A 26256-nucleotide genomic window follows, 5' to 3' on the forward strand; every position below is an offset into this window, starting at 1 on the left:
AACTGGAACTGGCGCGACCTGCGGCTCAATCGAAGGGCGCGCCGGCCTATTCGATCTTGGCTTGCATGAGAAAGGCGCAATGATCGACTTCAACTCCGAATTGCGCGGCGCAGCCGAAACCGACGTAATCAGCATCGCAGTCATCGAGGCGGATAGGGCTGTCAGTCGCAAGTTTGGACCGCTTCTAGAGTGGTTGCCCGCGCTTGGTGCAGATTGCTGCAACAGTATGCCGCTCGCGGGAATGGAGGCGGAGCTTGCATCACTGGCGCAGGGACGCAGGCGTAACATTGCTCTGCCGGGCCTCCGCGGGCTTTCGCTCGGCCTCAGCGAGCCAGTTACGGTTGTGATCATCTGGATCGAGGACAAGCTTCACTATCTCTTGATCGCGATGCCGGATTTTTCCGCGCGGCAGGTGGAGTTGCTGCTCGGCAGCGAGCGGCGCGCTCGGCGACTGGCCGAGCAGCAACTCGAGGCAGCGAGCATCGAGGTGCGGATTGCTTCGTTGGCGCGCGAACGCATGCGGCTGGCCCGGGACCTGCATGATACGTTGGTGCATTCGATCGTCGGGCTTCTGATGCAGATCCGGTTGAGTCGTCACTTTCTTGAGACAGACCCAAGCGCGCTGGCCGACAGCCTGGCGGCTGCCGAGGAAGCGGCAGCTTCGGGCCTCGCGCGGGCGCGCCGGGCAATCGACGGCCTGCGGCTGACGAAGGATGCGGACGAGGTGCTCGGTCTGGAGTTGATCGTTGCAGAATTTGCGAGGCGGATCGAGGTCGAAATAGAGGTTGACGTCGATCGGGCTCTGCGCGACGACGTCGCCCGTCACGGGAGCACCATAGACAGAATCGTCACCGAGGCTCTGAGAAATATCGAACGTCACTCCGCTGCGGGGCGGGTCTGGATAAGAGCGACCCGCGACCGAAGTTCGGGCATGCTCGAAATCGAGATACGAGACGATGGTCGCGGTTTCGACGCTACATCGCTACCAGCTTTTCACTACGGGTTGATTGGCATGAAAGAGATCGCGATATTGGCGGGTGGCGTCTGCTCGATCGATAGCGGGCCGGGCGAGGGCACATCAGTGCGGTTGTCCCTGCCGATAAAGCGGTCTCCAGGTCCGACACCGACGATTCCCTTGCGGTAGCATTGGTGCGCTATGACCGAGGACAGTCCGTGTTCGAGATAGATCCAGCGGAAGCGACCAACGTGAGAATCCTCATTGCCGACGATCAACCGATTTTCCGGGATGGTCTCGGCATCCTCCTGGCGCAGCACGACTCCCGGTTCGAGATCGTCGATCGGGCGGCGGACGGACAGCGTGCGGTTCAGCTCGCCCGCGACTATCGCCCGGACGTTGTCCTTATGGATCTGGAAATGCCGCGCTCCCCGGGGATCGATGCCATTCGCAAAATCGTTCAGGAGCTTCCGGGCACGAAGGTCATCGTCCTGACCACGTTTGCCTTGGACGATCTGATCTTCGAGTCCATCAGCGCCGGGGCAAGCGCCTATCTGCTCAAGGAAAGCCCGATACACGAAATCGCGAGGACTATTAGAGCTGTTCTTGCCGGTCAAGCGCAGCTCTCGCCGGTTATCGCGACGCGGATTTTAGAGGAGTTCAAGCGCCTGCGGTCCAGCGTTCGACGCGGTCTCTCAACGCGAGAAGAACTCACAGATCGTGAAAATGAGATTCTCAATCTAATTGTCGAGGGTAAGAGTAACGCCGAGATAGGCCTGAGTCTCAACCTTGCCGAGGGAACGGTCAAGAACTACGTCAGCGTCATCCTCAGCAAGTGCCAAGTCAAGAATCGTGCAGGTCTCATTGCCAGATTGATGGCTCCCTAGGCGACATATCCGTCGACCGGAAGGACGGACGAACCACTCGACCAGAGGTTCGGCCTGCTCTGAAGGCCAGGGTCAATTTTGGCTCACTCGAAGTGAGGTGTCTCTCGCCAGAACATATAACGCCAGCCTGTTGCGGAATGCGTCTCCGTTTTGATCGAAACCGCGCCGCGACACGCCAGATATTTCAACATGCGGCGAACGGACGGCTGAGTCCAGCAGTCGTGCTTCAACCAGATCTCGCGCGAGGATTGGGCATTGTCTTCGCCGACCGGGACATCCGTGAGCAGAGCTCGCAAAGAGGTCTCCTGATATCCGTCTTGCTTCGCACTCATGGCCCGTTACCCTTCGCCCATGCGCGGGCTGACGCGTCGACATCTGCATTAGCCACTCCGGAATGGGTCAATCAATCGACGCAGACGCACGCGAGTTGTCGTCGACCGCCCAATGAGATGAGCGCCCAATGAGATGAGCGCCTTCGGGTCATGCATTTGGCGGTTCAACTCGCTCGCCAGGTCCAGCGCAATAGAGCGCGACAACGTTACCGGGGGATGGGCATCTCGGAGAGGCAATCGCCGGGCAGCCTCGATAGGTCTATGGCGTTGACGAGAGTGATTTGCGGTAAAGCTCGCCCGCGAGATCCGCGGCGGTCTCGGCGAGACCCCAGCCGGTCTTTGCACTGACAAAGCTGACATTCTGCAGATCGGCAAGGCCATACATCTGTCGACTGGGTTGAAGCAGGTCAGCCTTGTTGATCACCGCCTTGAACGGTTTGCCCGGAAATTTCGTGTCGAAGGCTGTCGCAAGCTCGATCATGCGGGTGATCGTCTGCGGCCGTGTTGCATCCGAGACGATGATAGCTGACATGGCGCCAACCAAGTACACGCTGTCGAAGATCTGCGTGCTGAAATCCCCGTCGGTATCCCAAAGCGCGAATCGCATGATCTTGCGACAATTATCTATGTCCAACGCCACATCATGGGTCAATATCTCGACCCCGAACATCGTTCGGTAATCTCCTGAAAACCGATCATAGACAAGGCGGTACATGATTGACGTCTTCCCGACACCCATGTCTCCGAGAAGCATCACCTTTGCCTTCAACATTGCCGTCGCATTCACCCCGAAAAGTGACGTGACGATTGCCTTGGATCATGAGCCAGGCAAATCCGTGAACGGCACCGAGACGGTTCGCGATCAGATCGCGATCCCCAAGGTCGCTAACGCCGATCGGTGGCGGAAGTTCCGCGATATCTTCGGTCTGCGACATTATCTCTAGTGGCGAAGCTGCCGGTTACTTCCCATCATCAGCCTTGTGCGCGGAGTCGCTTCAAGTGTCGTAGTCCCGCACCGGACCCGGCCGATCGATCCTGGTCCATGCTAGGACGACGAAGGACGCGAGATCTGCTGACCCCACGATCAATAAACCAAGTCGCACCGAGGCGTTGTGGAAGCTGAAGGCGGGTAGGAGTCATCAAGATGTCACCTTGATGCGCCTGTTGAGCTGTGGTTAGGGAGCAAGACTGCAGCGTGCTTCGCTGCTCCCGCGCCCACACAGCTCCTCTTGCTGCGGGCCATCTCTTGATGACGTGCGCGATCTCATATAGAGCGGATTTCATCGGCGTCAGGCGTGAAGCTCGGTCATCGAGATGGAGGAAACAGTAAATGATCTCCGAACTGCGGGACCGGCTCATTCACATCGAATCCAAGATTGACGCAATCAGCCAACGAGAGCCCTGCAACCGAGAGGAGTTTCGGGGGCATCCCGATCAGAGGTACGGCCACCTGACCTACTCGCAACATGGCGAGGATCTCGTGCTCGTTGCGCTTTTCGAGCAGTTGGGCATTGGCAGGCCGACCTATTTGGACATCGGTGCGCATCATCCCATCGACTGCAGCAATACTGCTTTGCTCCATAAACGCGGTTCTCGCGGCGTCAACGTGGACGCAAATCCCGACTTGATGCCTGCATTCTTCAGAGAGCGTCCTGAGGATGTTAACGTGAATGCGGGCGTCGGTGGAAGCGCCTCGACAATGACGTTTTACCGGATTGACGCTCAGTCGGGTCGAAATACATTCTCCAGACAGGCTGCCGAAGAATTCGTCGCGAGCGATTCGAGATTCCGCATCACGGACCAAATCCTGGTCAAAGTCATGACACTCGACCAGATTGTAGATGCCTATTGCAATGGCCGTTGTCCCGACCTGCTCAGCCTGGATGCCGAGGGTCTCGACCACGATATCTTGCATGCGGCAAGCTTCGTAACGCGCCCGCGCGTCATCTGCGTCGAGACATATAGCTCGGCAGGGCGAGACGAAGACCGGATTTCAGGTCTATTGGACGCTCGTGGGTTCAGGAAGATTATTCAAATGGGCGAAAACGGCATCTTTATCGATCAGCAGCTCAGTTCCGGCGTCGGTCCGTAAACCTGACCATGGGGTACGACATTTTAGTTGCCTAAACCAGAGTTTAGACGCGTCGTCGCACCATGGGTCTCCATGGTTGCGAGCGCGAAAGGCGTGCGTGCGCAGTTTCGAATTCAGAGTTCGTGAGTTTCCGTATCCTCGGACGCGCAGCATCGAGCGAGGCAAAGAGAGTAGCTGCATTAACCTAGTGTCTCCCGTCAAATGGAGGTGCATGCGCCTGCGTTGCGTGTTGGACCGACTCACCTCTTTCGCGATCTCAGGTCCGGCGAGCACTTCCGGCTGGCAGAACTCATTCCTGACGTTCGGAACGTGCGCCTTCGTCCAATTGTTGTTCCGGCACTGTCAATGCGCGGCGCGCAACCTGTGATTTTCTACCGAATAATCAGGGAGCGCGGAGATCAGTCAGTCCGACGATCTCCATGGCGGTGAGGCCCTTTGTTCTCGCCGGCATCTTTGGCGTCATCCGCCTTTTCGGAGGTGGTTGAGACCGGGCGCGCGTTGGAGGTATCTCGCGTGGTGGACGTCGAACTCAAGACTGAAGCTGGACTGACGAAGACCATCTGTTTCGTCGCAAGCGATTCGGAGTTCCTGTTCAGGCATTTTTCGCCTGCCATCAGGGCGGCGAAGGCCGCGAACGCGCAAGTTTATGCGATCATCCCCAGCCAACTGAGAGGCCGAGCCTCTCAAGCGGACGGTATCAAAATCATAGCAAGCCCGACAAGTCGTGGCGACAATTCGCTGTTGTCCATGATCAGGGAAGCTCTGTGGTTCGCTGCAGTATTGAGAAAAATTGGGCCCTCGGTCGTCGTCGCATATTCGTTGCGAGTGTGCCTCGTCATTGCTCTCACCGAGACGCTGTTGCGATCGTACAGGTTCATCTTCGTGATCACGGGCATTGGATTCATCGGCATTTCGGGGGGGCTGCGCGCAAGACTGATGCGACAGGTCGTCTTCCGTGCCTTGGGCTATACGTCGCGTCAGCGTACGCACTTCGTATTCGAGAACCGGTCGGATCCCATATCCACCGGAATTGCACGTCGTGGCCATCAGGTATCCATTCTGATGGGCGCCGGTGTCGATCCGAGCGAATTTCGAGCGTGCGAGCTGCCTGGGGCGCCTCCGTTTCGGTTCGCAACAGTCTCCCGGCTGATCTGGTCCAAGGGAGTCGATCTCGCCGTCGGAGCGGTATCGGCATTGGCCCGGGAGGGATATCCAGTCGAGCTGCACATCTACGGCGTGCCGGATTACGCCAACCCGCGTCCGCTCGCTCCAGAGACTTTGAGCGGAGTTGCCGGTATTCATTACCATGGGTTCAGCGACAAGATCGCCTCGATCTGGGAGAACTCGCACGCAGCCATCTTCTCAAGCCGGGGAGGCGAAGGTCTGCCGCGAGCGCTCCTGGAGGCGGCCGCATGCGGCCGCGCGTCCATCGTGACGGCAGTTCCCGGCTGCGAGGACTTCGTACGGAACGGCGTGGAAGGTTACACTGTGCCCGTTGGTTCTGAGACGGCTCTCAAAGAGGCAATCCTAAGCCTGATCAACGCCCCGCATCGCTTTGGAACGCTCGGGAGCCGTGCTCGCGAGCGTGTCCTTCAAACCAGTACGACAGCGATAACGCAGCTGAAATATGAAGGGCTATTCGCGTCACAGCTCGAAATGCTGTACGCGCGAGTGCCGCTCGGGAGGAGCGATGATCGTGACAGCACTCGTATCCCAGAGAAAATGACGATCGGTTCGCTGCCGCCGCATTAGCCGATGTCTCCGAGCGGTCCTCTTTGGCATCAACTCGATAGAGAGAAATTCAACCGTTATCGCGTTGAGCTGCCCGAATTTCCACATTGGTCCTGCGTTGGTGTGCCGGCGTATCGCCATGCTGGGCTCTTGAATTGATGGCTGGAGTCTACTGAATGTCAATCGGACAAACGGCGGTCGTACCGAGGGTGATGGTCATCGGGGATGTTGCCATCGATCGGTATGTCTATGGCGAAGTGACCCGGATATCGCCCGAGGCGCCAATCCCGATCGTACGGGAGCTAAAACTCCGATCCTCGCCTGGATGCGCTGGAAACGTGGCCGCAAACATTGCGGCGCTGGAAGGCGAGGCGATCTTGATCGGCGTTGTGGGCCGTGATCTCGAAGCCAGTGAGCTCGATATTGCCATACGGAAGGCTGGAGGGGGAATCTCACCGAATTTCATCGTCGATGATACACGGCCAACGACAACCAAGACCCGGGTGCTCGGTGCCGACCAACAAGTCGTGCGTATTGATCGAGAGAGCAGCGCGCCGATCGACGCCGACGTCGAGAACAAGCTCATCGAGGCGTATGAAGCGACTATCGCGCGATGCGACGTGGTCGTCATTTCCGATTATGCAAAGGGCATGTTGACCGATCGGCTCTTGCGGCATGTCATCGATCGGACGAAAGCTAGCGGAAAAACTGTCTTGGTCGACCCGAAACGGGCCCGCCTGGAGGCCTATGCTGGTGCGACCATCATCAAGCCGAACCGTCATGAACTAAGAGCTGCAACTGGGCTGGCCTGTGAATCTGATCAGGAAATTGAGCATGCCGCCGATGGGGCGGCTGCATCGACAGGCGCGATGATACTCGTTACACGATCCGAAGAAGGCATGTCACTCTATCGCGCCGGTCAACGGCCGGTTCACCAGCGGTCTGCCGCGCAAGAGGTGTTCGATGTCTCTGGCGCCGGTGATACTGTCTCGGCCGTCCTCGCGGTTTCGCTGGCCGTGGGCCTCGATGTGGTTGACGCGATGAAGCGAGCCAACGTGGCAGCCGGCGTCGCGGTGGGCAAGAGGGGTACTGCTGCGGTTGCACTGAGTGAACTTGATCGCGCGTTGGATGTCTCGCTCGGGCGAAGCGACAGTCGCATTGTCGATATCGAGGCGGCGCTTGAGCAGCGGGAGAGATGGCGGGACGAGGGGCTTACGTGTGGATTCACCAATGGCTGTTTCGATCTTATCCATCCAGGGCATGTTTCGCTGGTTCAGCAGGCGAGGGCGAACTGCGACCGGCTGGTCGTCGCATTGAATAGTGACGAGTCGGTCCGCCGGCTGAAGGGTCCGTCCCGTCCGTTGCAGAGTGAGGCCGCCCGTGCAGCCGTAATGGCTTCTATGAGGCAGGTCGATCTTGTCGTTGTGTTCCGAGAAGACACCCCGGCCAAGCTGATAAATATGCTGAAGCCCGACGTGCTCGTCAAAGGTGCGGATTATCCTGAGCACGAGATCGTGGGGGGCGATATGGTCAAGTCGTGGGGTGGCACGGTGGTGCGTGCCTGGCTCGTCCCTCTGCAATCAACAACCCGTCTGGTTCAGCGCAGCGCAATTGGTGCGAACGTCGCGGTCGTCCGATGAAGTCCTTGTACCTGGTAACCGGCGGTTGCGGCTTCATCGGCTCGAACATTGCGATGGCACTGGCTGGGCAAGGGGCCGACGTCGTGATCTGCGATCGGCTCCGCAGCGGCGAGAAGTGGAGGAATCTCGTGAAGGGACGGCTATACGACCTGATTCTTCCGGAAGCGCTCGATTACTGGATGAGAGATCACGCACGAGACGTTGCCGCGATCGTGCACATGGGTGCCGTAAGCTCCACCACCGAGTCCGACGTGGACAAGATCGTGCGAAACAATATCCGGCTGTCGTTGAGGCTCTGGCATTTTGCTGGCCAGTACGGCGTACCGCTAATTTACGCGTCTTCTGCGGCGACTTATGGCGATGGAGCTGCAGGCTTCTCTGACGACGAATCTCCGGAGGCTCTGAGCCGGCTCGTTCCGCTGAATGCATATGGCTGGAGCAAGCATGTGATTGATCGGCGGTTCGTTGCCGACGCGCAGGCGGGCAGGCTCCGGCCGCCGCAGTGGGCCGGGCTGAAGTTCTTCAACGTGTACGGTCCGAACGAGGCACACAAGGGAGACATGCGGTCAGTCGTACATAAGATCTATCCGAAGATCGCGGCTGGCGAGGAGATCGAGTTGTTCAAGTCGCACGACCCGCGATATCAGGACGGCGGCCAATTGCGAGATTTCATCTATGTCAAGGATTGCGTCAGGATCGTCGTGTGGCTGCTGCAGCATCCCGAGATATCTGGATTGTTCAACGTCGGAACGGGGCGGGCGCGGTCATTTCGAGACCTGGCGCTGGCGGTCGGTCTAGCGGTAGGACGCGAACCGCGAATTCGCTACGTCGATATGCCCCCCGCCATTCGCGAGCGGTATCAATATTTCACGGAAGCGGACATGACCAAGTTGGCCGCGAGCGGACCCACGCTGTCGCTTACGTCGCTTGAGAGGGGGGTCTCGGAGTATATCGGCGCACTTATCTGAGCCTCGGATGCGCCATATCAGAGATTGACATGTGGAATAGCAATGTTGAGCGTGGAAGCACCAGCAAAACAGTTGAACGCGGATATCGAGCTTCTCCGCGCATATAGCGTCCTTGCTGTTTTGTATGAGCATATCACGTCGATTGTGGGTCTGCCGAACATCGAGCAGATCAGGAGCCATTGGAGCGGCTGGACCGGTGTCGACCTGTTCTTTGTGATATCTGGCTTCGTCATCTATCGGTCGCTCGATTCGACCGTCGGCTATGGCATGCCCGCGCGCGATGCCGTGCGGGAGACGGTCATGTTCTGGATCCGCCGTTTTTGGCGGCTGGCACCCGCCGGATGGTTTTGGCTCGCTGCGGGCATCGTTCTCATCGTCATTGACGATCCACGGGAGATCGGCTCAAGGCATGAGAATATCAGTGACCTGATCGCCTCGTTGCTCAATTTTGAGAATTTCCATCGGTTCGCTTGCAATGCGTGGCAGGGGCAATGCGGAGCTTTGTATCCGCACTATTGGAGCCTCTCGCTCGAGACGCAGTTCTACCTCATTCTCCCCGCCCTGATCGTGGTCCTGCCGCGAAAGTATCTGGTCGGCGTCCTGGTGGGTCTGATCGCAATGCAGTTGCCCATGCGTCGCCCGGCAAACGGGGATGTCATCGGCTGGTTCATCCGAACGGACGGACTCGCATGGGGCATCCTCATTGCGAGACTGAGCGCCACCGAGTTCTATCGGTTCGTGGAGCCGACCTTCCTTTCGGGCGGTATTGCGCGATGCGCCTGCACATTCGGCGGCCTGTTTGCGATCGGAACGGCGCAATACTTCTGGCGCGAGAGCTTCTTTCTCGGCTTGGTGGCGATAATCGCTGCGCTGCTGGTCTTGGCAGCCTCTTTCGGCAAGGGCTATATCGCGAGCCCTCCGGGATTGCGCAGGGCCCTCGTGTGGACCGGACAAAGATCATACAGCCTGTACGTCTCACACCTGATCGTGTTCAAGGGAGTCCGGGAGTTGTGTCGAGCATTGCATATCTATGACGATTCGTGGCCCGGCAAGCTAGCCTATCTGGCGCTTGCCTATTCACTCACGGTCGCCGCCGGCGCGATGACGCATAATTGGCTGGAAATGCCCCTTCGTCAAAGGGGGCGCGAGTATGCGAGCGCTTACCGGGCCAGGATGACACGTAGCACGCGCATTGCTGCGGAAAGTCGCTCCACTGCAGAAGGCGGCGCGCATGCGTGAGCAGCGTAATAGCGTAATCAAGGGAACTGACATGCTTGTCCAGCATCTCGAAGCATCACGTGCGGCGATGGATCGCCTCATCAGCTCGGACGTGGTGTCGGAGGTCGGCCGAGCTGTCGGATTGATAACTGCCGCGCTTCGCGGCGGTCATGCGCTGCTGGTATGCGGCAACGGCGGATCGGCGGCGGACGCAATGCACATCGCCGGCGAACTCGTCGGTCGCTTTCTCAGGGAGAGACGGGCGATCAACTGCATCTGCTTGGCATCCAATCCCGCGGTGCTTACGGCCTGGGCCAACGACTATTCGTATGACACGGTGTTCGCGCGGCAGGTCGAGGCCTACGGAAGTGCCGGAAGCGTGCTTCTTGGCGTCAGCACGTCAGGCAATTCTGTAAACGTCGTGCGTGCTTTCGAGATGGCGCGCGAAATAGGCATTGGGACCATAGCCATGACGGGCGCCGGCGGCGGCAGACTTGCGGGCCTGGCCGACGTCCTGCTTGCAATGCCGTCACAGGAGACCCCCATCGTCCAGCAGCTCCACGTCTGCATCTACCATCATATGTGCGAGCGAATAGAGGATTCGCTTGCGACCGACATGTCGAACGGAAGCTGGGGAACGCAGCCTGAGACCGGCGAGCGGGCCGAGCGGAAGCCTGATCTTGAGGCGCCCTCGCGCGCTCCTCTGGCGTCACGGTGACCTTGCATGCCGACTTTCTCGCCCGTCCCTACACGTGCTGCTGAACGATCCGCAATAGCGCGGTCTTCCACAGAGTGGCGCTGGTGCTTGATTGGAGCCGCGGATTTGTGCGCCGGACTGACCAATTGGCGCGTAAGTTATCTGATGGGCCTTGGCGAGATCCGCAGGCGTTACTCGCGCTCGCGTCTCGGGCAATTCTGGATGACGGTTTCGACCGGCGTCTTGGTGGCCGCGGTGGGAGTTGTGTGGTCGATGCTCTGGAAAGTACGGATCAGCGAACTGATGCCATTTATCGCGATCTCGCAGATTCTATGGACCTTGATCTCAGGTGCGATCGGAGAGGCCCCGACTGCGTTTGTGTCGGCGGGCTCGATCTTCCTCAACCAGGGAATGAGCTTCTCGACGGCGATCTACGCGCTCGTGTTCCGGCACTTCCTGGTGTTTCTCCACAATCTGCCGATCGCAATCCTGACGGTGGTGGCCTTTCCGGTGCCATTCGGCATGGTCAGTCTGCTCGCCATCCCGGGCATTGTTCTGCTGCTGTTGAGCCTCGTCTGGACGACCTACGCGATCGCGATCATATGCGTGCGGTTTCGCGATCTGACACAGGTCGTTCAAAGCGCGCTGTTGATCGCGTTCTTCGTGACGCCCATCTTCTGGAAGCCGAGCCAGCTTCCGCCGGACACGCAATACCTTCTGGCTCTCAATCCGTTCGCCGATCTCCTCTCGGTCGTGAGAGATCCGATCATGGGAGATATTCCGGGTCCCGCGGAGTGGGTCGGCGCGCTCGTCTTCGCGATCGGCGGCTTTGTGCTGGCGTTGCCGCTGATAGGGCTCTCTCAGCGTCGCATTATCTTTTGGATCTGAAGCGATGGCGAACGTTCGGCTCGACAACGTGAGCGTTGACTTTCCTGTCTTCACGTCGCGTACCAGATCGGTCAGAACCGCTGTATTCTCGCGGCTTGGCGGCAGACTAGCGACACACGACGATACGGTCGTCGTCAAGGCATTGCAGCAGGTCACCCTGGAGCTCTCGGATGGCGATCGCCTGGGCGTGATTGGCCACAACGGAGCTGGGAAGACGACGTTCTTGCGAGTGGTCTCGGGAGTCTATCCGCCCGTGTCAGGTGAAGTCCGGATCAACGGCAAGGTGTCGTCGTTCACGGATATCACGTTGGGAATGGAGCCGGAGGCGACCGGCTGGCAGAACATAATATTTCGCTGCGTGTTTCTCGGTCTTTCGTTCGCCGAGGCAAGAGAGTTGTCCCCGGCCATCGGCGAGTTTTCAGAGCTCGGAGAATATTTGCACCTACCGGTGCGTACCTATTCCGCAGGCATGTTTGTTCGCCTGGCGTTCGCCATCTCAACCGCGGTCCGACCCGAAGTCGTTGTCATGGACGAGATGATCGGCACGGGAGACCGATCATTTGTCGAGAAGGCCCAGAGGCGCATGGCCGAGCTGCTCGGAAAGGCGGACCTTCTCATTCTCGCCTCGCACAACGAAGCCATTATTCGCAGTGTTTGTAACAAGGTCGTCTGGCTGGAGAACGGAGCTGTTAGAATGATCGGTGCGACAGAAGCCGTCATGGAGGCATATTCGGGCAATTCACAGCTAGCGAAGGTTGGCTGCTAGCAATGGGATCGGCAAGAGATGGGCAAATGTTCGTTGGTGATGTGCGCCGTCGTTTGGTGCGGCGCGTCAACGGTATTTACGGACTGTCGGGTAGTCCCGTGCGTGCGGCGAGGTTCCTGCTGCGATACGGATTGCGTAAAACGCCCTTGCTCGCAAGGTGGGCCTTCGCGAAGGCGAGGCGCCGCGGGAGCCGGCGAGCGCTGACGAATAGGCTTACAGTGGAGCTGCCGAAGCTGCTAATTCAGACGGCTGGAGGTGGCGTCGGGGACGACATCGTCGTGGCGCGGTTCGTTCGAGACCTTCGGGCGGCATGCGGTGCGTTCCAATTCGTCATCGCCTGCAATGACGAAGCGAGATCGTCCTGGATATACGAAGCTGTGCCCGGGTTTCGGGGGTGCTTGAGTGCGAGTCTGTTTGGCAAGAGCGTCGATATGTTCTCGCATGCGCTCAGGGTTGATCAGATGGTCCAGGTGATGGGGGAGACTGCTTCAAATGTGGGTTGCGGGCAGTTCGAGGAGAAGTTCGGAAAAGTCCGTGCCAACATTGCCGCGTCGTTGACGCGGAATGAATTGCTCTTGAAAGGAGTTCCCTACACGTGGGGAGATCTCGCCAGGCGTGCAGTGTTCGCCAACGCGACGCGTGCCACTTATCTGCATGCACAGGCGGGCATCGATTACGGCGGCGATCAGTTGAGGTTGCGGACCGAGCCCGATGCCATCACGCGTTTTGGCCTCCGTGGAATCAATTTCGTAACGGTGCACAACGGGTTCGATCCGGCCTTCATCGTCAGCGGCAACTCGTCCACAAAATGTTACGGCAGCTTCGATCGCGTCGTTTCGCGCCTGACCGAAATCTGCCCAGGAATCAGGTTCGTTCAGCTCGGATCGCCGCGCACCAGCAGAGCAATTGCGGGCGCTCAGGTTGACCTGATCGGAAAGACCAGTCTGGCCGAGGCAGCGGCGATCATCTCCGCCTCTCGGCTGCACATCGACGTAGATAGCGGCCTGGTTCACGTCGCCGCTTGTTTTGGAGTTCAGTCGCTTGTCCTATTCGGACCGACGGATGCCGACTATTTCGGCTACAGGAGTAACATCAATCTTCGCCCGCGCTTCTGTGGCGGATGCTGGTGGATCAGTGAGGCCTGGATGGATCAGTGTGTCAGGTCCTTCGAAGAAGCTCGATGCATGAGCTCCCACGCGGTGGAAGACGTCGTGGCTCACGTTGTGGAGGCACTTGAGCGGCCTCCCGCTGGCGGTAGGGTATTCGGGCCGGAGCGCAAAGCTATGCACGCGAGGTCCGGCTCGGCAATGGGGACGGATCGTTGAGGTCATGATGCCAATGCGGCTGAGGAGGTACATGCCGGGGGCGCGCCTCATCGGAGAGGTTGTCCGCGTAGTACAGCAGATCGGCATTTTTCACCGGCAGAACGGAAGCATGCCGCGCACGGGCAGATTTGCGATGCAGTTGCTCAAGCGGGCGTACGGGCGCCTCCGCGCGAGCGCGTCAGCGAAAGCGGAAGCACCCGAGATAGCTCCGCACATCTCGGCGGATTTGAGCGCCTTTGCTCCGAGGCCGCTCATCGCAGTCCTGGTTACAGGCGGTCTGGGCGACTATATCGTGGTGGCGCGCTTCATGCGCGATCTTGCGGCGGCGGTCGAGGACTTTCGATTTGACCTCTATTGCCCGAACCCTGAGATTGGCCGCTGGGCGTTCGCTCCGCTGACAGGCTTGAACAAGGTCTATCACGAGCTTCTGTTTCATCGTCTTTTTTCGCACTATCCCCTGGCCCTGCGGGCGAACCAGATCGTTTGGATCCACGATTCGGTCGCTCGTTGGGACTTGCTGGCCGCCAACGATCGATTGATAAAGGCATGCGCACATCTGATGAAAACGCGTGCGGAGTTCGAGATTTGCATCGATCGCCATCCCTACATGGACCATCATCTTGCCAACAGAGTCGTGTTCATGGGGCGTCGGCGCGATAACTTCCTTCATAGCCTTGCGAGAATTCCCTATCGCGGTGCGCTCTATCCGTTGCCGATGGAGCCGGACGCCTTGAGCCGCCACGGTCTGCCCGCACGTTTTGTCACGATCAACAACGGCTTCGACACCGGCTTTATCGTCACCGGGCGATCTGCCACCAAGTGCTATCCTCATGGAGACGAGTTGGTCCGGTTGTTCAAACTCCGCTTTCCGGATATCGCCGTCGTGCAGCTTGGCTCGAAGAACTCGGTTCCAATTGCTGGAGCAGACCACGACCTGATCGAGAAAACGACGCTTCCGGAAGCTGTGGCCATTCTGCAGCGGGCGCTTCTGCACATCGATAACGAAGGCGGGCTCGTGCACATCGCCGCAAGCGTGGGGACTGCCTCCGCCGTGCTGTTTGGGCCGACTCCGATCGACTATTTTGGCTACCCCGAGAATATCAACATCGCGCCCGCTGGGTGTGGCAATTGTTGGTGGATCAACAAGACCTGGATGGACATCTGCCCGCTGGGACATCAACAACCGCCTTGCTTGTATGGACGATCGCCCGAAAGCGTAGTTGATCGCATCACTCTGTCGCTGGAGGATGTGTCGTCGAGCGACAAGAGCGGCGCGGACGCGGTGCAGATTCAGAGCGAACCTGCTGATCGTGCCGGTCGCACGCGGTCCGTCGACAACAGCGGTGCCCCGCGGCCGGCTTGCACTACCGATACCCCGCGCTCCCTGACCAGCTTGACCGGTCGACCTTGAACTCGCGACTAAACGTCCGTCTCTTCATCCCCGACCTCCGGCTTTATGAAACACCTAATCTCGGTGTTCATCAAACCAGCAGCAGCTCATCTTGGCATTTTGAATTTGAGTCCTGACCTGCCACCGAAGTTTCATCCAGCCGCAGTTAGAGTCCTGTTGGGTTGTACGCCGACGGCGCGGGTGTGCTTCTGGTCTGGACCCGTCTGATCATGCCAAATGGCCGCTTGATCGTGCTCGAACGGCAGCCGGGCGACGATGCCGGCGGCCATTCGGGGCTATCGGACGAGGTCGACAATCATTGGAGGCAGATTGCGGGCGCAGCCTTGCTGTCAACGCTGCTCTCGGTCGGCAGCGAGGTGAATGCCGGTGTCGTCGCCTTCGCTACCGCCGTCGACCGGTAAGCGACGTACGCGGTCCACAATAAACGAAAACCCCGCCGTCGCCGGCGGGGTTTTGGGGGGCTACGAAAGTAGAGGTTTTAGTAGGGGGCGTTTTATGCCCGTCGCGGCAGGGGCTAAGTCATTGAAATCTCGACACCTAGTTCGGAACTTTGGCTCATAAGTACAGAACTTTGAGTTTCCCACCACCTCACAGTTAAGTGTTAGCTACACCCCGTCGTGCTTCCGCACGTATCACACTTCATACACGTGCCATTCCGCACCAGCGTGAAGTTGCCGCACTCGCTGCACATCTCGCCTTCGTAGCCTTTGGCCTTGGCTTCGGCGCGGCGTTCGGCCTTGGTGGCGGTCTGCGTGGCGGCTGAGCCGGCCTTGCTCCATTGCAGCGCTTCCAGCTTCTCCGTGGGGGAGAGGTCGTGTTGCGCGTCCTGCTTCAGGGCGACGGCGCCTTCGAGGGTGTCGCCGGTCCGCGAAGAGGAGAGAGAGGTGATCTTGGACCCCCCTCCCTGACCCTCCCCCGCAAGGGGGGAGGGGACGGAGGCAGCGTGGCCGCCTGACGAAGTGCCGCCGCGCATGACGACGAGGTTGTCGGTGCGGGAGCGGGTCAGGCCGCGCGAGACGTATCTCGCGGCCTGCTGGCTCGGTCCGTCCTCCGACGGCTTGCCTTCGTCGACACCGCGGCCGAGGGCGTCGAAATTGCTCTCGGAGGGATCGACATGGGCGAGGTCGAAGCGCGACATGTAGCTCACCGCGAGCTCGCGGAACACGTAGTCCAGGATCGAGGTGGCGTACTTGATGCTGTCGTTGCCCTGCACGGGGCCCGCCGGCTCGAAGCGGGTGAAGGTGAAGGCGTCGACATATTCCTCCAGCGGCACGCCGTACTGGAGGCCCAGCGACACCGCGATGGCGAAGTTGTTGATGAAGGAGCGCAGCGCCGCGCCTTCCTTGTGCATGTCGATGAAGATCTCGCCGAGACGGCCGTCGTCATATTCGCCGGTCCGCAAGTAGACCTTGTGGCCGCCGACAACAGCCTTCTGGGTGTAGCCCTTGCGGCGGTCCGGCATCTTCTCGCGCTCGCGCATCACCACGATGCGCTCGACCAGTTTCTCGACCACGCGCTCGGAGATCTGCGCCGCGCGCGCCGCCATCGGCTTCTCGTAGAGCGCCTCGACCGCATCGTCCTCGTCCTCATCGTCGCTGATGAGCTGCGAGTTCAGCGGCTGCGACAGCTTGGAGCCGTCGCGATAGAGCGCGTTGGCCTTCAGCGCCAGCTTCCAGGACAGCATGTAGGCCGCCTTGCAGTCCTCGACCGTGGCGTCGTTCGGCATGTTGATGGTCTTGGAGATCGCCCCCGAGATGAAGGGCTGCGCCGCCGCCATCATGCGGATGTGGCTCTCGACCGAGAGATAGCGCTTGCCGACCTTGCCGCAGGGATTGGCACAATCGAACACCGGATAATGCTCGGCCTTGAGGTGTGGCGCGCCCTCGACCGTCATCGCGCCGCAGATGTGGACGTTCGCCGCCTCGATCTCGCGCTTGGTGAAGCCGATCGCCGAGAGCAGGTCGAATCCAGGGGCTGCGATCGCTTCCGCCGCCACGCCGAGCTGGTCGCGGATGAAGTCCTCGCCCAGCGTCCACTTGTTGAAGACGAACTTGATGTCGAAGGCGGTCGGCAGCGCCTTCTCGACTTTTGCAATGGCTTCGTCGGTGAAGCCCTTGGCCTTCAAGGTGGAGGCGTTGATGCCGGGCGCGTTGGACAGCGAGCCGTGGCCGACCGCATAGGCCTCGATCTCCGCGATCTCGCTTTCGCGATAGCCGAGCGCGCGCAGCGCCTCCGGCACGGCGCGGTTGATGATCTTGAAGTAGCCGCCGCCGGCGAGCTTCTTGAACTTCACCAGCGCGAAATCGGGCTCGATGCCGGTGGTGTCGCAATCCATGACGAGGCCGATGGTGCCGGTCGGCGCCACCACCGTGACCTGGGCGTTGCGGAAGCCGTTCTTCTCGCCGAGCTCGAGCGCATCGTCCCAGGCCTTGGTGGCATGGGCGACGATCGATCCTTGCGGGCAGGAGGCGTGGTCGAGCGGCACCGGGTTGACCGAGAGCGCCTCATAGCCGGTCGCCTGGCCGTGCGCGGCGCGGCGATGGTTGCGGATGACGCGCAGCATGTGCGCGGTGTTCTTCTTGTAACCGGGGAAGGTACCGAGCTCGCCCGCCATCTCCGCCGAGGTCTTGTAGGCGATGCCGGTCATGATGGCCGACAGCGCGCCGCACAGCGCGCGGCCTTCCTTGCTGTCGTAGGGCAGGCCCATGGTCATCAAGAGACCGCCGATATTGGCGTAGCCGAGGCCGAGGGTGCGGAACTCGTAGGACAATTCCGCGATCGCCTTGGACGGGAACTGCGCCATCAGCACGGAGATCTCGAGCACCAGCGTCCAGAGCCGGCACAGATGCTCGTAAGCGCCGACGTCGAAATGCTTGGTGGTGGTGTTGTAGAACGTCAGCAGGTTGGCCGAGGCCAGGTTGCACGCCGTGTCGTCCAGGAACATGTATTCCGAGCACGGATTGGACGCGCGGATGTCGCCGGACGCCTTGCAGGTGTGCCAGTCGTTCATCGTGGTGTTGAAGTGCAGGCCGGGATCGGCCGACGCCCAGGCGGCGTAGCCGATCTTCTCCCAGAGGTCGCGCGCCTTCAGCGTCTTGGTGATCTTCTTGGTGGTGCGGCCCACGAGGTTCCAGTCGCCGTCGGTCTCCACCGCGCGCAGGAAGTCGTCCTTCAGCGACACCGAGTTGTTGGAGTTCTGGCCGGAGACGGTGAGATAGGCTTCCGAATCCCAGTCGGTGTCGTAGACCGGGAAGTCGATGTCCTTGTAGCCCTGCTTGGCGAACTGGATGACGCGCTTGATGAAGTTGTCGGGCACCAGCGCGCGGCGCGCCAGCTTGATCTCGCGGCGCAGGGCGGGGTTCTTCTCGGGATCGAAGCAGTCGTCGCCAGAGCCTTCGCAATTGACGCAGGCCTTCAGCACCGCCTTGAGGTGCTTCTGGTTGATCTTGGAGCCGGTGACGAGGGCCGCGACCTTCTGCTCCTCCTTCACCTTCCAGTCGATATAGGCCTCGATGTCCGGATGGTCGGCGTCGACCACGACCATCTTGGCGGCACGGCGGGTGGTGCCGCCCGACTTGATTGCGCCGGCGGCGCGGTCGCCGATCTTGAGAAAGCTCATCAGGCCGCTCGAGCGGCCGCCGCCCGACAGCCTCTCGCCTTCGCCGCGCAGGCGCGAGAAGTTGGAGCCGGTGCCGGAGCCGTATTTGAACAGGCGGGCCTCGCGCACCCACAGGTCCATGATGCCGCCGTCGTTGACGAGGTCGTCGTCGACGCCCTGGATGAAGCAGGCATGCGGCTGCGGATGCTCATAGGAGGATTTCGAGCGGGTCAGCTTGCCGGTCTTGTAGTCGACGTAATAGTGGCCCTGGCCGGGGCCATCGATGCCGTAAGCCCAGTGCAGGCCGGTGTTGAACCATTGCGGCGAGTTCGGCGCCACCATCTGCCTGGCGAGCATGAAGCGCAGCTCGTCATAGAACGCCTGCGCGTCCTCCTCGGCGGTGAAGTAGCCGCCCTTCCAGCCCCAATAGGTCCAGCAGCCGGCGAGGCGGTCGAACACCTGCTTGGCGGACCGCTCGCTGCCATAGCGCTCGTTCTCGGGGACCGCATTGAGGGCGTCGGTGTCGGGCACGGCGCGCCACAGCCAGGACGGCACGCTTTCTTCCTCGACCTTCTTCAGCCGCGCAGCGACGCCGGCCTTACGGAAATATTTCTGCGCCAGCACATCGGAGGCGACCTGCGACCAGAACTCGGGCACTTCGACATTCTCGAGCCGGAACACCACCGACCCGTCGGGATTCTTGATCTCCGACGTGGTCAGCCGGAAATCGATCCCGGCATAGGGTGACTGGCCTTCAGTGGTGTGTCGCCGTTCAATCCGCATCGGTCGTGCCCCAATCAAGTTCCCGGGCTGCCGCTTGCGCGAGACCCGGATCATTTTCCTTTGCCGCGCCGCTGTCCACCCCGCCGGGCCGGACGCGAACGCAACCGTGAGAACCGGTGAACCCGGTCCGCTCTCTTCAACGCTCCAACTGCCCCATGGACCCTGTGCCGGGCCCCTCATCAGCGCGTTCCAGATCCGTCCCGAAAACAGGGCAGACAAGCCCTTCACCCGGAGCCCAATGGCCGGCGGAGTATCATCTCGGAACGCGTCGGGAGGTGCCGGCGGGACCCGAACAGAACTCGCGCCGACGGGATGGAAGCTAGGACGACTCCGTCGCGCCCGTCAAGAACTAGTGCGAGTTCCTGAATCAAACACTAAATATGGGGGAAAGTGCGGGAAAACCAGGCCGCGTGCCGGCTTTGTGAACAGGGTAAGTATCGGTGAGTCCGAGCGGATTCCAAACCTGAAAATATTTCGAGGGGCGCCGTCCACAGCCCTTCATCCCGCTGTTCACAGGGCAGCCATCCGCACCCGTCCGACTACGGCATTTGCCCTTGCATCGGCGAGACTCACGGAGCGGTCCTGCCCGCGCCGTCCTCGGGCCCGCGCAGCGCCTGCCGCACCACCTGCGCCAGTTCCGATTTGCGGTAGGGCTTGCTCAGGAGCAGGGCGCCATGCTCGAGGCGGCCGTGTTCGGCCATGACGTTGTCGGTGTAACCGGAGGTGTAGAGCACCTTGGTGTCCGGCCGGCGGGCGCAGACCGCCTCGGCGAGCTCCTTGCCGTTCATGCCGCCGGGCATGATGATATCGGTGAACAGCAGGTCGAACTGCGCGCCGGAATCGATTTTCGCCAGCGCCTCGGCCCCGGTCGAGGCCGTGATCGTGGTATAGCCGAGCGTCTTCAGCTGGACGACGACGAAGTCCTGCACCAGCTGGTCGTCCTCGACCACGAGGATGGTCTCGCTCCCGCCCGGCACCGGCGGCTCGATCGCGTCGCTGAGCGCCGCGCTGCCCTTGGCCGGCGGCAGATACATCCGCACAGTCGTGCCGCGTCCTTCCTCGCTGTAGATATTGATGTGGCCGCCGGACTGCTTGACGAAGCCGTAGACCATGCTGAGGCCCAGTCCCGAGCCTTCGCCGGCCTTCTTGGTGGTGAAGAAGGGCTCGAAGGCGCGGTCGCGCACCTCGGGCGGCATGCCGGTCCCGGTATCGCTCACGGCCACCATGATGTAGGGCCCGGCGGTGACGCCGGCATTAGCGGCCGCATAGGCCGCGTCGAGCACCGCCTTTCGCGTCTCCAACAGCAGCTTGCCGCCGTTCGGCATCGCGTCGCGGGCATTGATCGCGAGATTCACCAGCGCATTGGCCAGCTGGGCGGAATCGATGTGCGCCAGCAGCACGTCGTCTTCGATGATGGAGTTGATCTCGATCTGCTCGCCGAGCGTCGGACGCAACAGCTTGGCGATGTCGAGCACGGTCACGTTCACGTCGCTGTCGCGCGGATGCAGGGGCTGCTTGCGCGCGAAGGCGAGGAGGTGGCGGATCAGCTCCGTGCAGCGATCGGCCGCCTGGCTGATCAGCCCGGCCGTCGCTGCCGCGGCCGGCCGATCCTTGGTCTCGTCGATCAACAATTCGATCGTGCCGGTGATGATGGTCAGCATGTTGTTGAAGTCATGCGCGACGCCGCCGGTCAGCTTGCCGATCGCGTCCAGCTTCTGCGCCTGGTGCAGCAGCCGCTCGGCTTCGTGGACGGCCGTGATGTCGTGATAGACCATCGCCGCTCCCGTGATCCGGCCATCGGCGCTGCGCAACGGACGGCCGCTGATCATGAGGCGAAGGGCGTCGCGGCTGTCGCGGCGATAGACCACGACTTCGCAGCGATCGAAGGACTCGCCGCGGAGCGCCCGCGGCGTCGGCAGCTCCGAGGCCGCGATCGGCGTGGTCCCGTCGCTTTCGAACACCTGGATCTGGCTGCGAACCTCTTCGAGGCTTTTGCCCTGGCGATAACCGAGCAGGTGCTCCACGGCCGGATTGGAGAACATCACCTCGTTGGCGGCGTCGACGACCAGCACGCCTTCGGCCATCGTGTTGAAGGTGTTCGCGAGCACCTCGGCCGAATGCCGCAGCTTCTCATGCGCCGCAACGAGATCGGCATGCTGCTGTTCGCTCTTCTCGGCCAGCGAGCTCGCTTCGGCCTCGGAACGAACCAGCGAGGCGCGCAAGGCGCAGTCGGTGACATAGGCGCGGCGCAGCAGCAGGCCGGCGATGAGTAGCACAAGGCCGACGCCGGCCAGATCGATCCCGAGCAGCAGCGATCCGGTCCGTTGCGAAGTTGCGGACCGCAATGCGAGCAGTCGTCGTCCCTCCGCGGTGAAACGATCGAGATTCTCCGAAACCCTCGCCATCGCCGCGCGGCCTTCGGCCGAGTTCATCAGCTCCTTGAGCCCTGCATCGTCGCGCGCGATGTGGAGGTCGATCATGTGGGCACTGATCTGCAGCTTATGCGCGATCAGCGGTTCGGTCTGCCCGAGCAGGGCAAGCTGACCGGGATTGTCGCCGGTCGCCCGTCTCAGTTGGGCAAGCGCCGCGGGGATCTTTGCTCTCGCTTCGCTGAATTCGGTGCGAAAGCCCTCGATGTCGGTCAGCACGAAGCCGCGCGCGGCGCCTTCGGCTTCACGGACGAGCAGACGCAAATCCGACGCCTGCTGCAAGACTTCGAGCGTGCGATCGACCCGTTCGGCATCGTGCCGCGACTTCAGGTCGAGCGCGGTCGATGCAGCTCCGATGGCCAGGAGGGTTCCCAGCCCGAATACGAGTCCCAGCCGTTGTAGGATCATCGTCCGTCCCGATCATTCCGCATCGCAAGACGAACGACGGCCGCGGCCCTGGTCTCGCTGCGTATCCGGAAGACGATGTCCATGAATCGATGATCTGCCGAGACGGCTTGCGCCGCAAGGACGGGTATCCACGGTGTCGTCCTATGACGGAAGCGACCGTGCCCGCACGGTGTGAATCAGAGCAGCTGCGAAAAGCGCGCGACAGGTCAGCATGAGAAAGGCGGCGCTGGGAGGCGCCGCCTTTGGTCACCGAACGGGTATTGCGTGCGTGGTTACGGGCAGGGATGCCGCAGACCGTCGTAGCCGAGATAGGTGCCTGAGGCCGGATCGTAGGAGCGATAGCGCCGCGCGCAGTAGCTCGCATCGCCGCCGACCACCGCAACCGGTGCACTGTCGTCATAGTAGGAGTAGTCGGTGTAATAGTCTGGACCGTAATCCCAGTAATAGTCCGGGCCGCCATAATAGGCATATGAGCCCAGCGCGGCGCCGACGGCGACGCCCGGCCAGAACCCGCCACCGCGGTGGTGCCATCGGCCGCCGTGCCAACCACCGCCGCCCCAGCCGCCACCGGCCCAGCTGCCGCGAGGTCCCACGGTCGGACCGGCCGCGATCCTGGCGCCGGGGCTTGCCACAACGCCCGGTCCCGGACCGCCCATTCCGCCGCGCGCGGCGAAGCCACCGCCGCCGATCGCAGCAGCATGGCCGCCCGCGAAGCCGCCACCACCAACACCCGGGCCGCCGCCGATTCCGCCGCCATGGCCTCCACCGCCACCGACTGCGCCACCACCCCCAACAGCGCCACCCCCAGGTGCGCCGCGCTGGGCGAAGCTCGCCGTGGACATCGCCAACGGCAGAATCAGCGCCACAGCCAATGTGGCGCTCATTTTCTTCAGACTGGTCATTGATGAGACTCCATCAGGGGAAAAGGACCTAACCGCAACCGGGGAGGGAGGTTCCCGATCGGGACCCACACCTTGACGTGCGTTGCGAGTGAACCGCCGTCGGCTCCCGAGCGGGGCAGTACTGGACAAGTCGGTGACGGGGTGGCATCAGGGCCCATCCGTCCCAACTCGGCTCCCGCGCATGAAACAGTTCCTGCTCAAGTTCTTCACCTGGTGGAACGGTCAGACCTTCGGCACGCAATTGTGGACCTGGCGGTTTGGCGAGCTGGTCGGGCAGGACGAGCAGGGCAACCGTTATTACCGCACCGCTGGTGGCAAGATCGATCCGGTGCTGCATTTCGAGCGTCGCTGGGTGATTTATAACGGACTGGCCGAAGCGAGCCGCATTCCGCCGTCCTGGCACGCCTGGATGCACCACACGGTCGACGTGCCGCCGACCCAGGACGGCTACCAGCCCCGCGAATGGGAGAAGCCGCATCAGCCGAATCTGACCGGGACGCCGTTGGCCTACCGGCCCTCCGGTTCGACGCTCGCCAGCGGCCGCCGGCCGAAAGCGACCGGCGATTATCAGGCCTGGACCCCCGGCAACTGATTCCTGTCCGATCCGGGGCACCTTGCGCCGGGGTGCTCTCTCCGTTTGCGCGGATGTTGTCCTGCCTGTGAATTGCGGGACTAACGGGGATGGTGTGTGCTCCGGGAGCCGGCGATCTCTTGATGACCACCTGAAGTTGTGGCCAAATGTTCCCGTCTTACGGAGGTGGATCATCCACTGCGTCGGTTCGGGCACAGAATCGCGACTGTCCCCGATATGCAGCGGCACCCGAGCCAGGACCTCGCGCCCCCCAGGAGATCAGCCCTCGGCGGCGCCTTCGTCCGGCAATCGCCCGCAAGATGTGGTGCCACCGTAAGAACAGGAAAGGCCGCCAGGATGCCTTCGGGTGATCCGGCGGCCTTTTTCGTTACGCGGCGAATCAGGCCGGCGAGGCCTGCTTCAGCCGTTCGGCTGCCCTTCTGGCCACCGCAACGCGGCGCTCTCGCGCCGGCGCGATTCGCTCCAGCATCGTCGCGAGCACGTCGGCCGGCGCCGTATCAGGCCCCCCTGCGTTGAACGGCGGGGCAGGGTTATATTCCAGCCGGAGCTGGATCAATTCGGCCATTCGGCGCTCGACCAGATGCGCGACCAGGGTCAGCGCGAAATCGATGCCTGCGGTTACGCCGCCGCCGGTGACGCGGTTGCGGTCGATGCAGACGCGCTCGGTGCTGGTGGTTGCGCCGAACAGGGGCAGGCACTCGCGCGCGCTCCAATGTGTCGCAGCACGATAGCCGTCCAGCAGACCGGCGGCACCGAGCGCCAGCGAGCCGGTGCAGACCGAGGTAATGTATTTGGCGCCGCCGGCCTGCCGGCGCAGGAAGCCGATCACCTCAGCGTCATCGAGGATCTCGTCCACGCCGAAGCCGCCGGGCACGCAGATGACGTCCGCCTGCGGGCATTCCGCGAACGTCGTGGTCGGCATCAATGTGAGAACGGAATCCGTTGGCACCGGCTCGATCCGCTTCCACGCCAGATGGATGCTTGCACCGGGAATGCTGGAAAACACCTGCAGGGGACCGGTGAGGTCGAGCTGGGTGACGCGCGGAAACAGCACGAACACGATCGAAAGCGACGCAGCCATGAGAGGCCTCCGGGACATTTGAGCGACGGGATGCTTGACCGCGCCAATTATGCGTGGTCCGCTCGATGTCCAAAATGTCTAAAATCCCTCGTTTTCCGACATAGGAGGGAGACCCGATGATCGGCGTCCTCATCTTTCCTGATTTCCAACTGCTGGACGCGGCTGGTCCGATCTCGGCCTTCGAGATCGCCGGACGCTATGCGCGCAAACGTGCATCGATCCGTGTGATCGCCGCCCAACCGGGGCCGGTGCGCTCCTCATCGAGTGTGGAGATGCTGGCGCGCAAGTTCGGATCTGCGGCCGCGCTCTCGACCTTGCTGATTGCGGGCGGCGATGGGGTTGATGCCGCCTGCCGCAATCCATGCGTGATCCGCTTTGTGCAGTCGGTCGCGAGGCGCGGCGTTCGCATCGCCAGCGTCTGTTCGGGGGCCTTCGTCCTCGCCGAAGCCGGTCTGCTGGAGGGCAAGCGCGCCACCACGCATTGGCAGCGCACCCGGCAATTCCTGGCCACTTACCCCAATGTGAAGCTCGAACCGGACAGCATCTATATCCGCGACGGCAACATCTGGACATCGGCCGGCATCACCGCGGGAATCGATCTCGCGCTCGCGATGGTCGAGGAGGATCATGGCGATGCCATCGCGCGGGATACGGCGCGGCAACTCGTGCTCTATCACCGCCGCAGCGGCGGGCAGTCGCAGTTCTCATCGCTGCTGGAGTTGAAGGCGCCGAACGGCCGCTTCGGTCAGTTGCTGACCTGGGCACGCGAGAACCTCGGCGCGCCGCTGACGGTCGACGATCTCGCCGAGCGCGCCGGGATGAGCGCGCGGCATTTCACGCGCGCCTTCATCGCGGAGACCGGCAGCACGCCGTCGAAGGCCGTGGAGCGGCTGCGCATCGAGGCGGCGCGACAGCGCGTGCAGGCCTCGCACGAGCCGATCGAGCGCGTGGCCGAATTGACCGGCTTCCGCGATCCGGAACGGATGCGCCGTGCCTTCATCCGCGCCTTCGGCCAGCCGCCGCAGGCGTTGCGCCGCGCCGCGCGGGCGGGATAGAGTCGCGGCCGATGCGCCAGGAGGTCGAGAAGATCGCACATGGCCACCTCCATGAGTTTCGGAGTTCTGTTTCCATCGCCCTATGTGGTCGAAGTCGCCAGGCTGCGGCAGCAACTGGACGAAGCGCATTTCGCCTGGGCGAAAGAATGGAAGCGGCAACAGCAGGCCTTCGTGATCGAGAACATCCGCTTCACGCATGATCCGCATTGGAACAAACGCTTCTTCAGCCTGCAGGCAGCGCATGATGGCGGGACCTGGTTCTGGCAGGCCGCGAGGATCGTCGTGACCTGCGGAGGATTGTCGGTCTAGTCCTGTCTGTCTGGCGCAGCGGATTGGGCGTTCGGATTCCTCCTTGCCGCGGGACCGCCACTCAAACTCAAGGCCGCACGTGCTTCGATGTGCTGTGCGGGCGCTCTTCGAACTTCCCGGGCGCGCATGGACCAATGCCGGCGCGATTGTTGGCATTCGCGGACGCGAGACCTATAGTCCGGCCAAGAT

Annotated in this window: 21 protein-coding genes and 1 pseudogene; 17 read left to right on the top strand and 5 right to left on the bottom strand. The window is 61.6% G+C overall.

Annotated features, from left to right (window positions below):
- Window positions 1-79 precede the first annotated feature (79 nt).
- Window positions 80-1144, top strand: coding sequence for a sensor histidine kinase (locus QX071_RS16430; protein WP_315703690.1), 1065 nt, complete (start codon window positions 80-82; stop codon window positions 1142-1144).
- Between the two features lie 29 nt (window positions 1145-1173).
- Window positions 1174-1842 carry a response regulator transcription factor gene (locus QX071_RS16435; protein WP_315703691.1) on the top strand — a complete coding sequence of 223 codons (669 nt, stop codon included), beginning with the start codon at window positions 1174-1176 and terminating at the stop codon, window positions 1840-1842.
- A gap of 591 nt (window positions 1843-2433) precedes the next feature.
- Here the strand turns inward: QX071_RS16435 and QX071_RS16440 are convergent.
- Complete coding sequence (locus tag QX071_RS16440; protein WP_315703692.1) at window positions 2434-2889, bottom strand: hypothetical protein; 456 nt, start codon at window positions 2887-2889, stop codon at window positions 2434-2436.
- Here QX071_RS16440 and QX071_RS16445 point away from each other — a divergent pair.
- The 12 genes and pseudogenes from QX071_RS16445 to QX071_RS16500 all read left to right on the top strand — a co-directional run.
- The gene (locus QX071_RS16445; protein WP_315703693.1) at window positions 2888-3118 is read left to right on the top strand and encodes a hypothetical protein; all 231 of its coding nucleotides are present in this window, start codon (window positions 2888-2890) and stop codon (window positions 3116-3118) included. The two genes, QX071_RS16440 and QX071_RS16445, sit on opposite strands and share 2 nt — an antisense overlap.
- 386 nt (window positions 3119-3504) lie before the next feature.
- Window positions 3505-4266, top strand: a complete 762-nt coding sequence (locus QX071_RS16450) for an FkbM family methyltransferase (RefSeq protein WP_315703694.1) — start codon at window positions 3505-3507, stop codon at window positions 4264-4266.
- Between the two features lie 513 nt (window positions 4267-4779).
- Window positions 4780-6018 carry a glycosyltransferase gene (locus QX071_RS16455; protein WP_315703695.1) on the top strand — a complete coding sequence of 413 codons (1239 nt, stop codon included), beginning with the start codon at window positions 4780-4782 and terminating at the stop codon, window positions 6016-6018.
- Between the two features lie 155 nt (window positions 6019-6173).
- Entirely contained in the window at window positions 6174-7637 is a 1464-nt protein-coding gene (rfaE1, locus tag QX071_RS16460; protein WP_315703696.1) for a D-glycero-beta-D-manno-heptose-7-phosphate kinase, read from the top strand.
- Between the two features lie 5 nt (window positions 7638-7642).
- Complete coding sequence (rfaD, locus tag QX071_RS16465; RefSeq protein ID WP_409977499.1) at window positions 7643-8605, top strand: ADP-glyceromanno-heptose 6-epimerase; 963 nt, start codon at window positions 7643-7645, stop codon at window positions 8603-8605.
- Window positions 8606-8647: 42 nt separating this feature from the next.
- On the top strand, window positions 8648-9844 hold the full coding sequence (locus QX071_RS16470; RefSeq protein WP_315703698.1) for an acyltransferase: 1197 nt from the start codon (window positions 8648-8650) through the stop codon (window positions 9842-9844).
- A gap of 31 nt (window positions 9845-9875) precedes the next feature.
- Window positions 9876-10541 carry an SIS domain-containing protein gene (locus QX071_RS16475; RefSeq protein ID WP_315703699.1) on the top strand — a complete coding sequence of 222 codons (666 nt, stop codon included), beginning with the start codon at window positions 9876-9878 and terminating at the stop codon, window positions 10539-10541.
- Window positions 10542-10742: 201 nt separating this feature from the next.
- Complete coding sequence (locus QX071_RS16480; RefSeq protein WP_409977486.1) at window positions 10743-11408, top strand: ABC transporter permease; 666 nt, start codon at window positions 10743-10745, stop codon at window positions 11406-11408.
- A 4-nt stretch (window positions 11409-11412) separates the two neighbouring features.
- A complete protein-coding gene (locus QX071_RS16485; RefSeq protein ID WP_315703700.1) occupies window positions 11413-12174 on the top strand; it encodes an ABC transporter ATP-binding protein in 762 nt (253 codons plus the stop codon).
- Between the two features lie 218 nt (window positions 12175-12392).
- Window positions 12393-13499: a glycosyltransferase family 9 protein gene (locus QX071_RS16490; RefSeq protein WP_315730004.1), complete on the top strand. Its 1107-nt coding sequence runs from the start codon at window positions 12393-12395 to the stop codon at window positions 13497-13499.
- Between the two features lie 31 nt (window positions 13500-13530).
- On the top strand, window positions 13531-14910 hold the full coding sequence (locus QX071_RS16495) for a glycosyltransferase family 9 protein (RefSeq protein ID WP_315703702.1): 1380 nt from the start codon (window positions 13531-13533) through the stop codon (window positions 14908-14910).
- Between the two features lie 182 nt (window positions 14911-15092).
- A pseudogene (locus tag QX071_RS16500) lies at window positions 15093-15278 on the top strand (TrbI/VirB10 family protein); the annotation flags it as partial.
- Between the two features lie 233 nt (window positions 15279-15511).
- Here QX071_RS16500 and QX071_RS16505 read toward each other — a convergent pair.
- From QX071_RS16505 to QX071_RS16515, 3 genes are all read right to left on the bottom strand, one after another.
- Window positions 15512-19291: a vitamin B12-dependent ribonucleotide reductase gene (locus QX071_RS16505; protein ID WP_315703703.1), complete on the bottom strand. Its 3780-nt coding sequence runs from the start codon at window positions 19289-19291 to the stop codon at window positions 15512-15514.
- A 569-nt stretch (window positions 19292-19860) separates the two neighbouring features.
- The gene (locus QX071_RS16510) at window positions 19861-22128 is read right to left on the bottom strand and encodes a CHASE3 domain-containing protein (RefSeq protein ID WP_315703704.1); all 2268 of its coding nucleotides are present in this window, start codon (window positions 22126-22128) and stop codon (window positions 19861-19863) included.
- 272 nt (window positions 22129-22400) lie between these two features.
- Window positions 22401-23030 carry a BA14K family protein gene (locus tag QX071_RS16515; RefSeq protein ID WP_315703705.1) on the bottom strand — a complete coding sequence of 210 codons (630 nt, stop codon included), beginning with the start codon at window positions 23028-23030 and terminating at the stop codon, window positions 22401-22403.
- 181 nt (window positions 23031-23211) lie between these two features.
- Here QX071_RS16515 and QX071_RS16520 point away from each other — a divergent pair, with 181 nt between their 5' ends.
- The gene (locus tag QX071_RS16520) at window positions 23212-23622 is read left to right on the top strand and encodes an NADH:ubiquinone oxidoreductase subunit NDUFA12 (RefSeq protein WP_315703706.1); all 411 of its coding nucleotides are present in this window, start codon (window positions 23212-23214) and stop codon (window positions 23620-23622) included.
- Between the two features lie 379 nt (window positions 23623-24001).
- Here the strand turns inward: QX071_RS16520 and QX071_RS16525 are convergent, their stop codons facing one another.
- Window positions 24002-24703, bottom strand: a complete 702-nt coding sequence (locus tag QX071_RS16525) for a DJ-1/PfpI family protein (RefSeq protein ID WP_315703707.1) — start codon at window positions 24701-24703, stop codon at window positions 24002-24004.
- A 116-nt stretch (window positions 24704-24819) separates the two neighbouring features.
- Here QX071_RS16525 and QX071_RS16530 point away from each other — a divergent pair, with 116 nt between their 5' ends.
- Together QX071_RS16530 and QX071_RS16535 are read left to right on the top strand one after the other, a co-directional pair.
- Window positions 24820-25758: a GlxA family transcriptional regulator gene (locus tag QX071_RS16530; RefSeq protein ID WP_315703708.1), complete on the top strand. Its 939-nt coding sequence runs from the start codon at window positions 24820-24822 to the stop codon at window positions 25756-25758.
- Between the two features lie 39 nt (window positions 25759-25797).
- Window positions 25798-26067 carry a hypothetical protein gene (locus QX071_RS16535; RefSeq protein ID WP_315703709.1) on the top strand — a complete coding sequence of 90 codons (270 nt, stop codon included), beginning with the start codon at window positions 25798-25800 and terminating at the stop codon, window positions 26065-26067.
- The last annotated feature ends 189 nt before the right edge of the window (window positions 26068-26256 follow it).

The organism is Bradyrhizobium sp. SZCCHNS1022 (genome assembly GCF_032484835.1).
Lineage (GTDB): Bacteria > Pseudomonadota > Alphaproteobacteria > Rhizobiales > Xanthobacteraceae > Bradyrhizobium.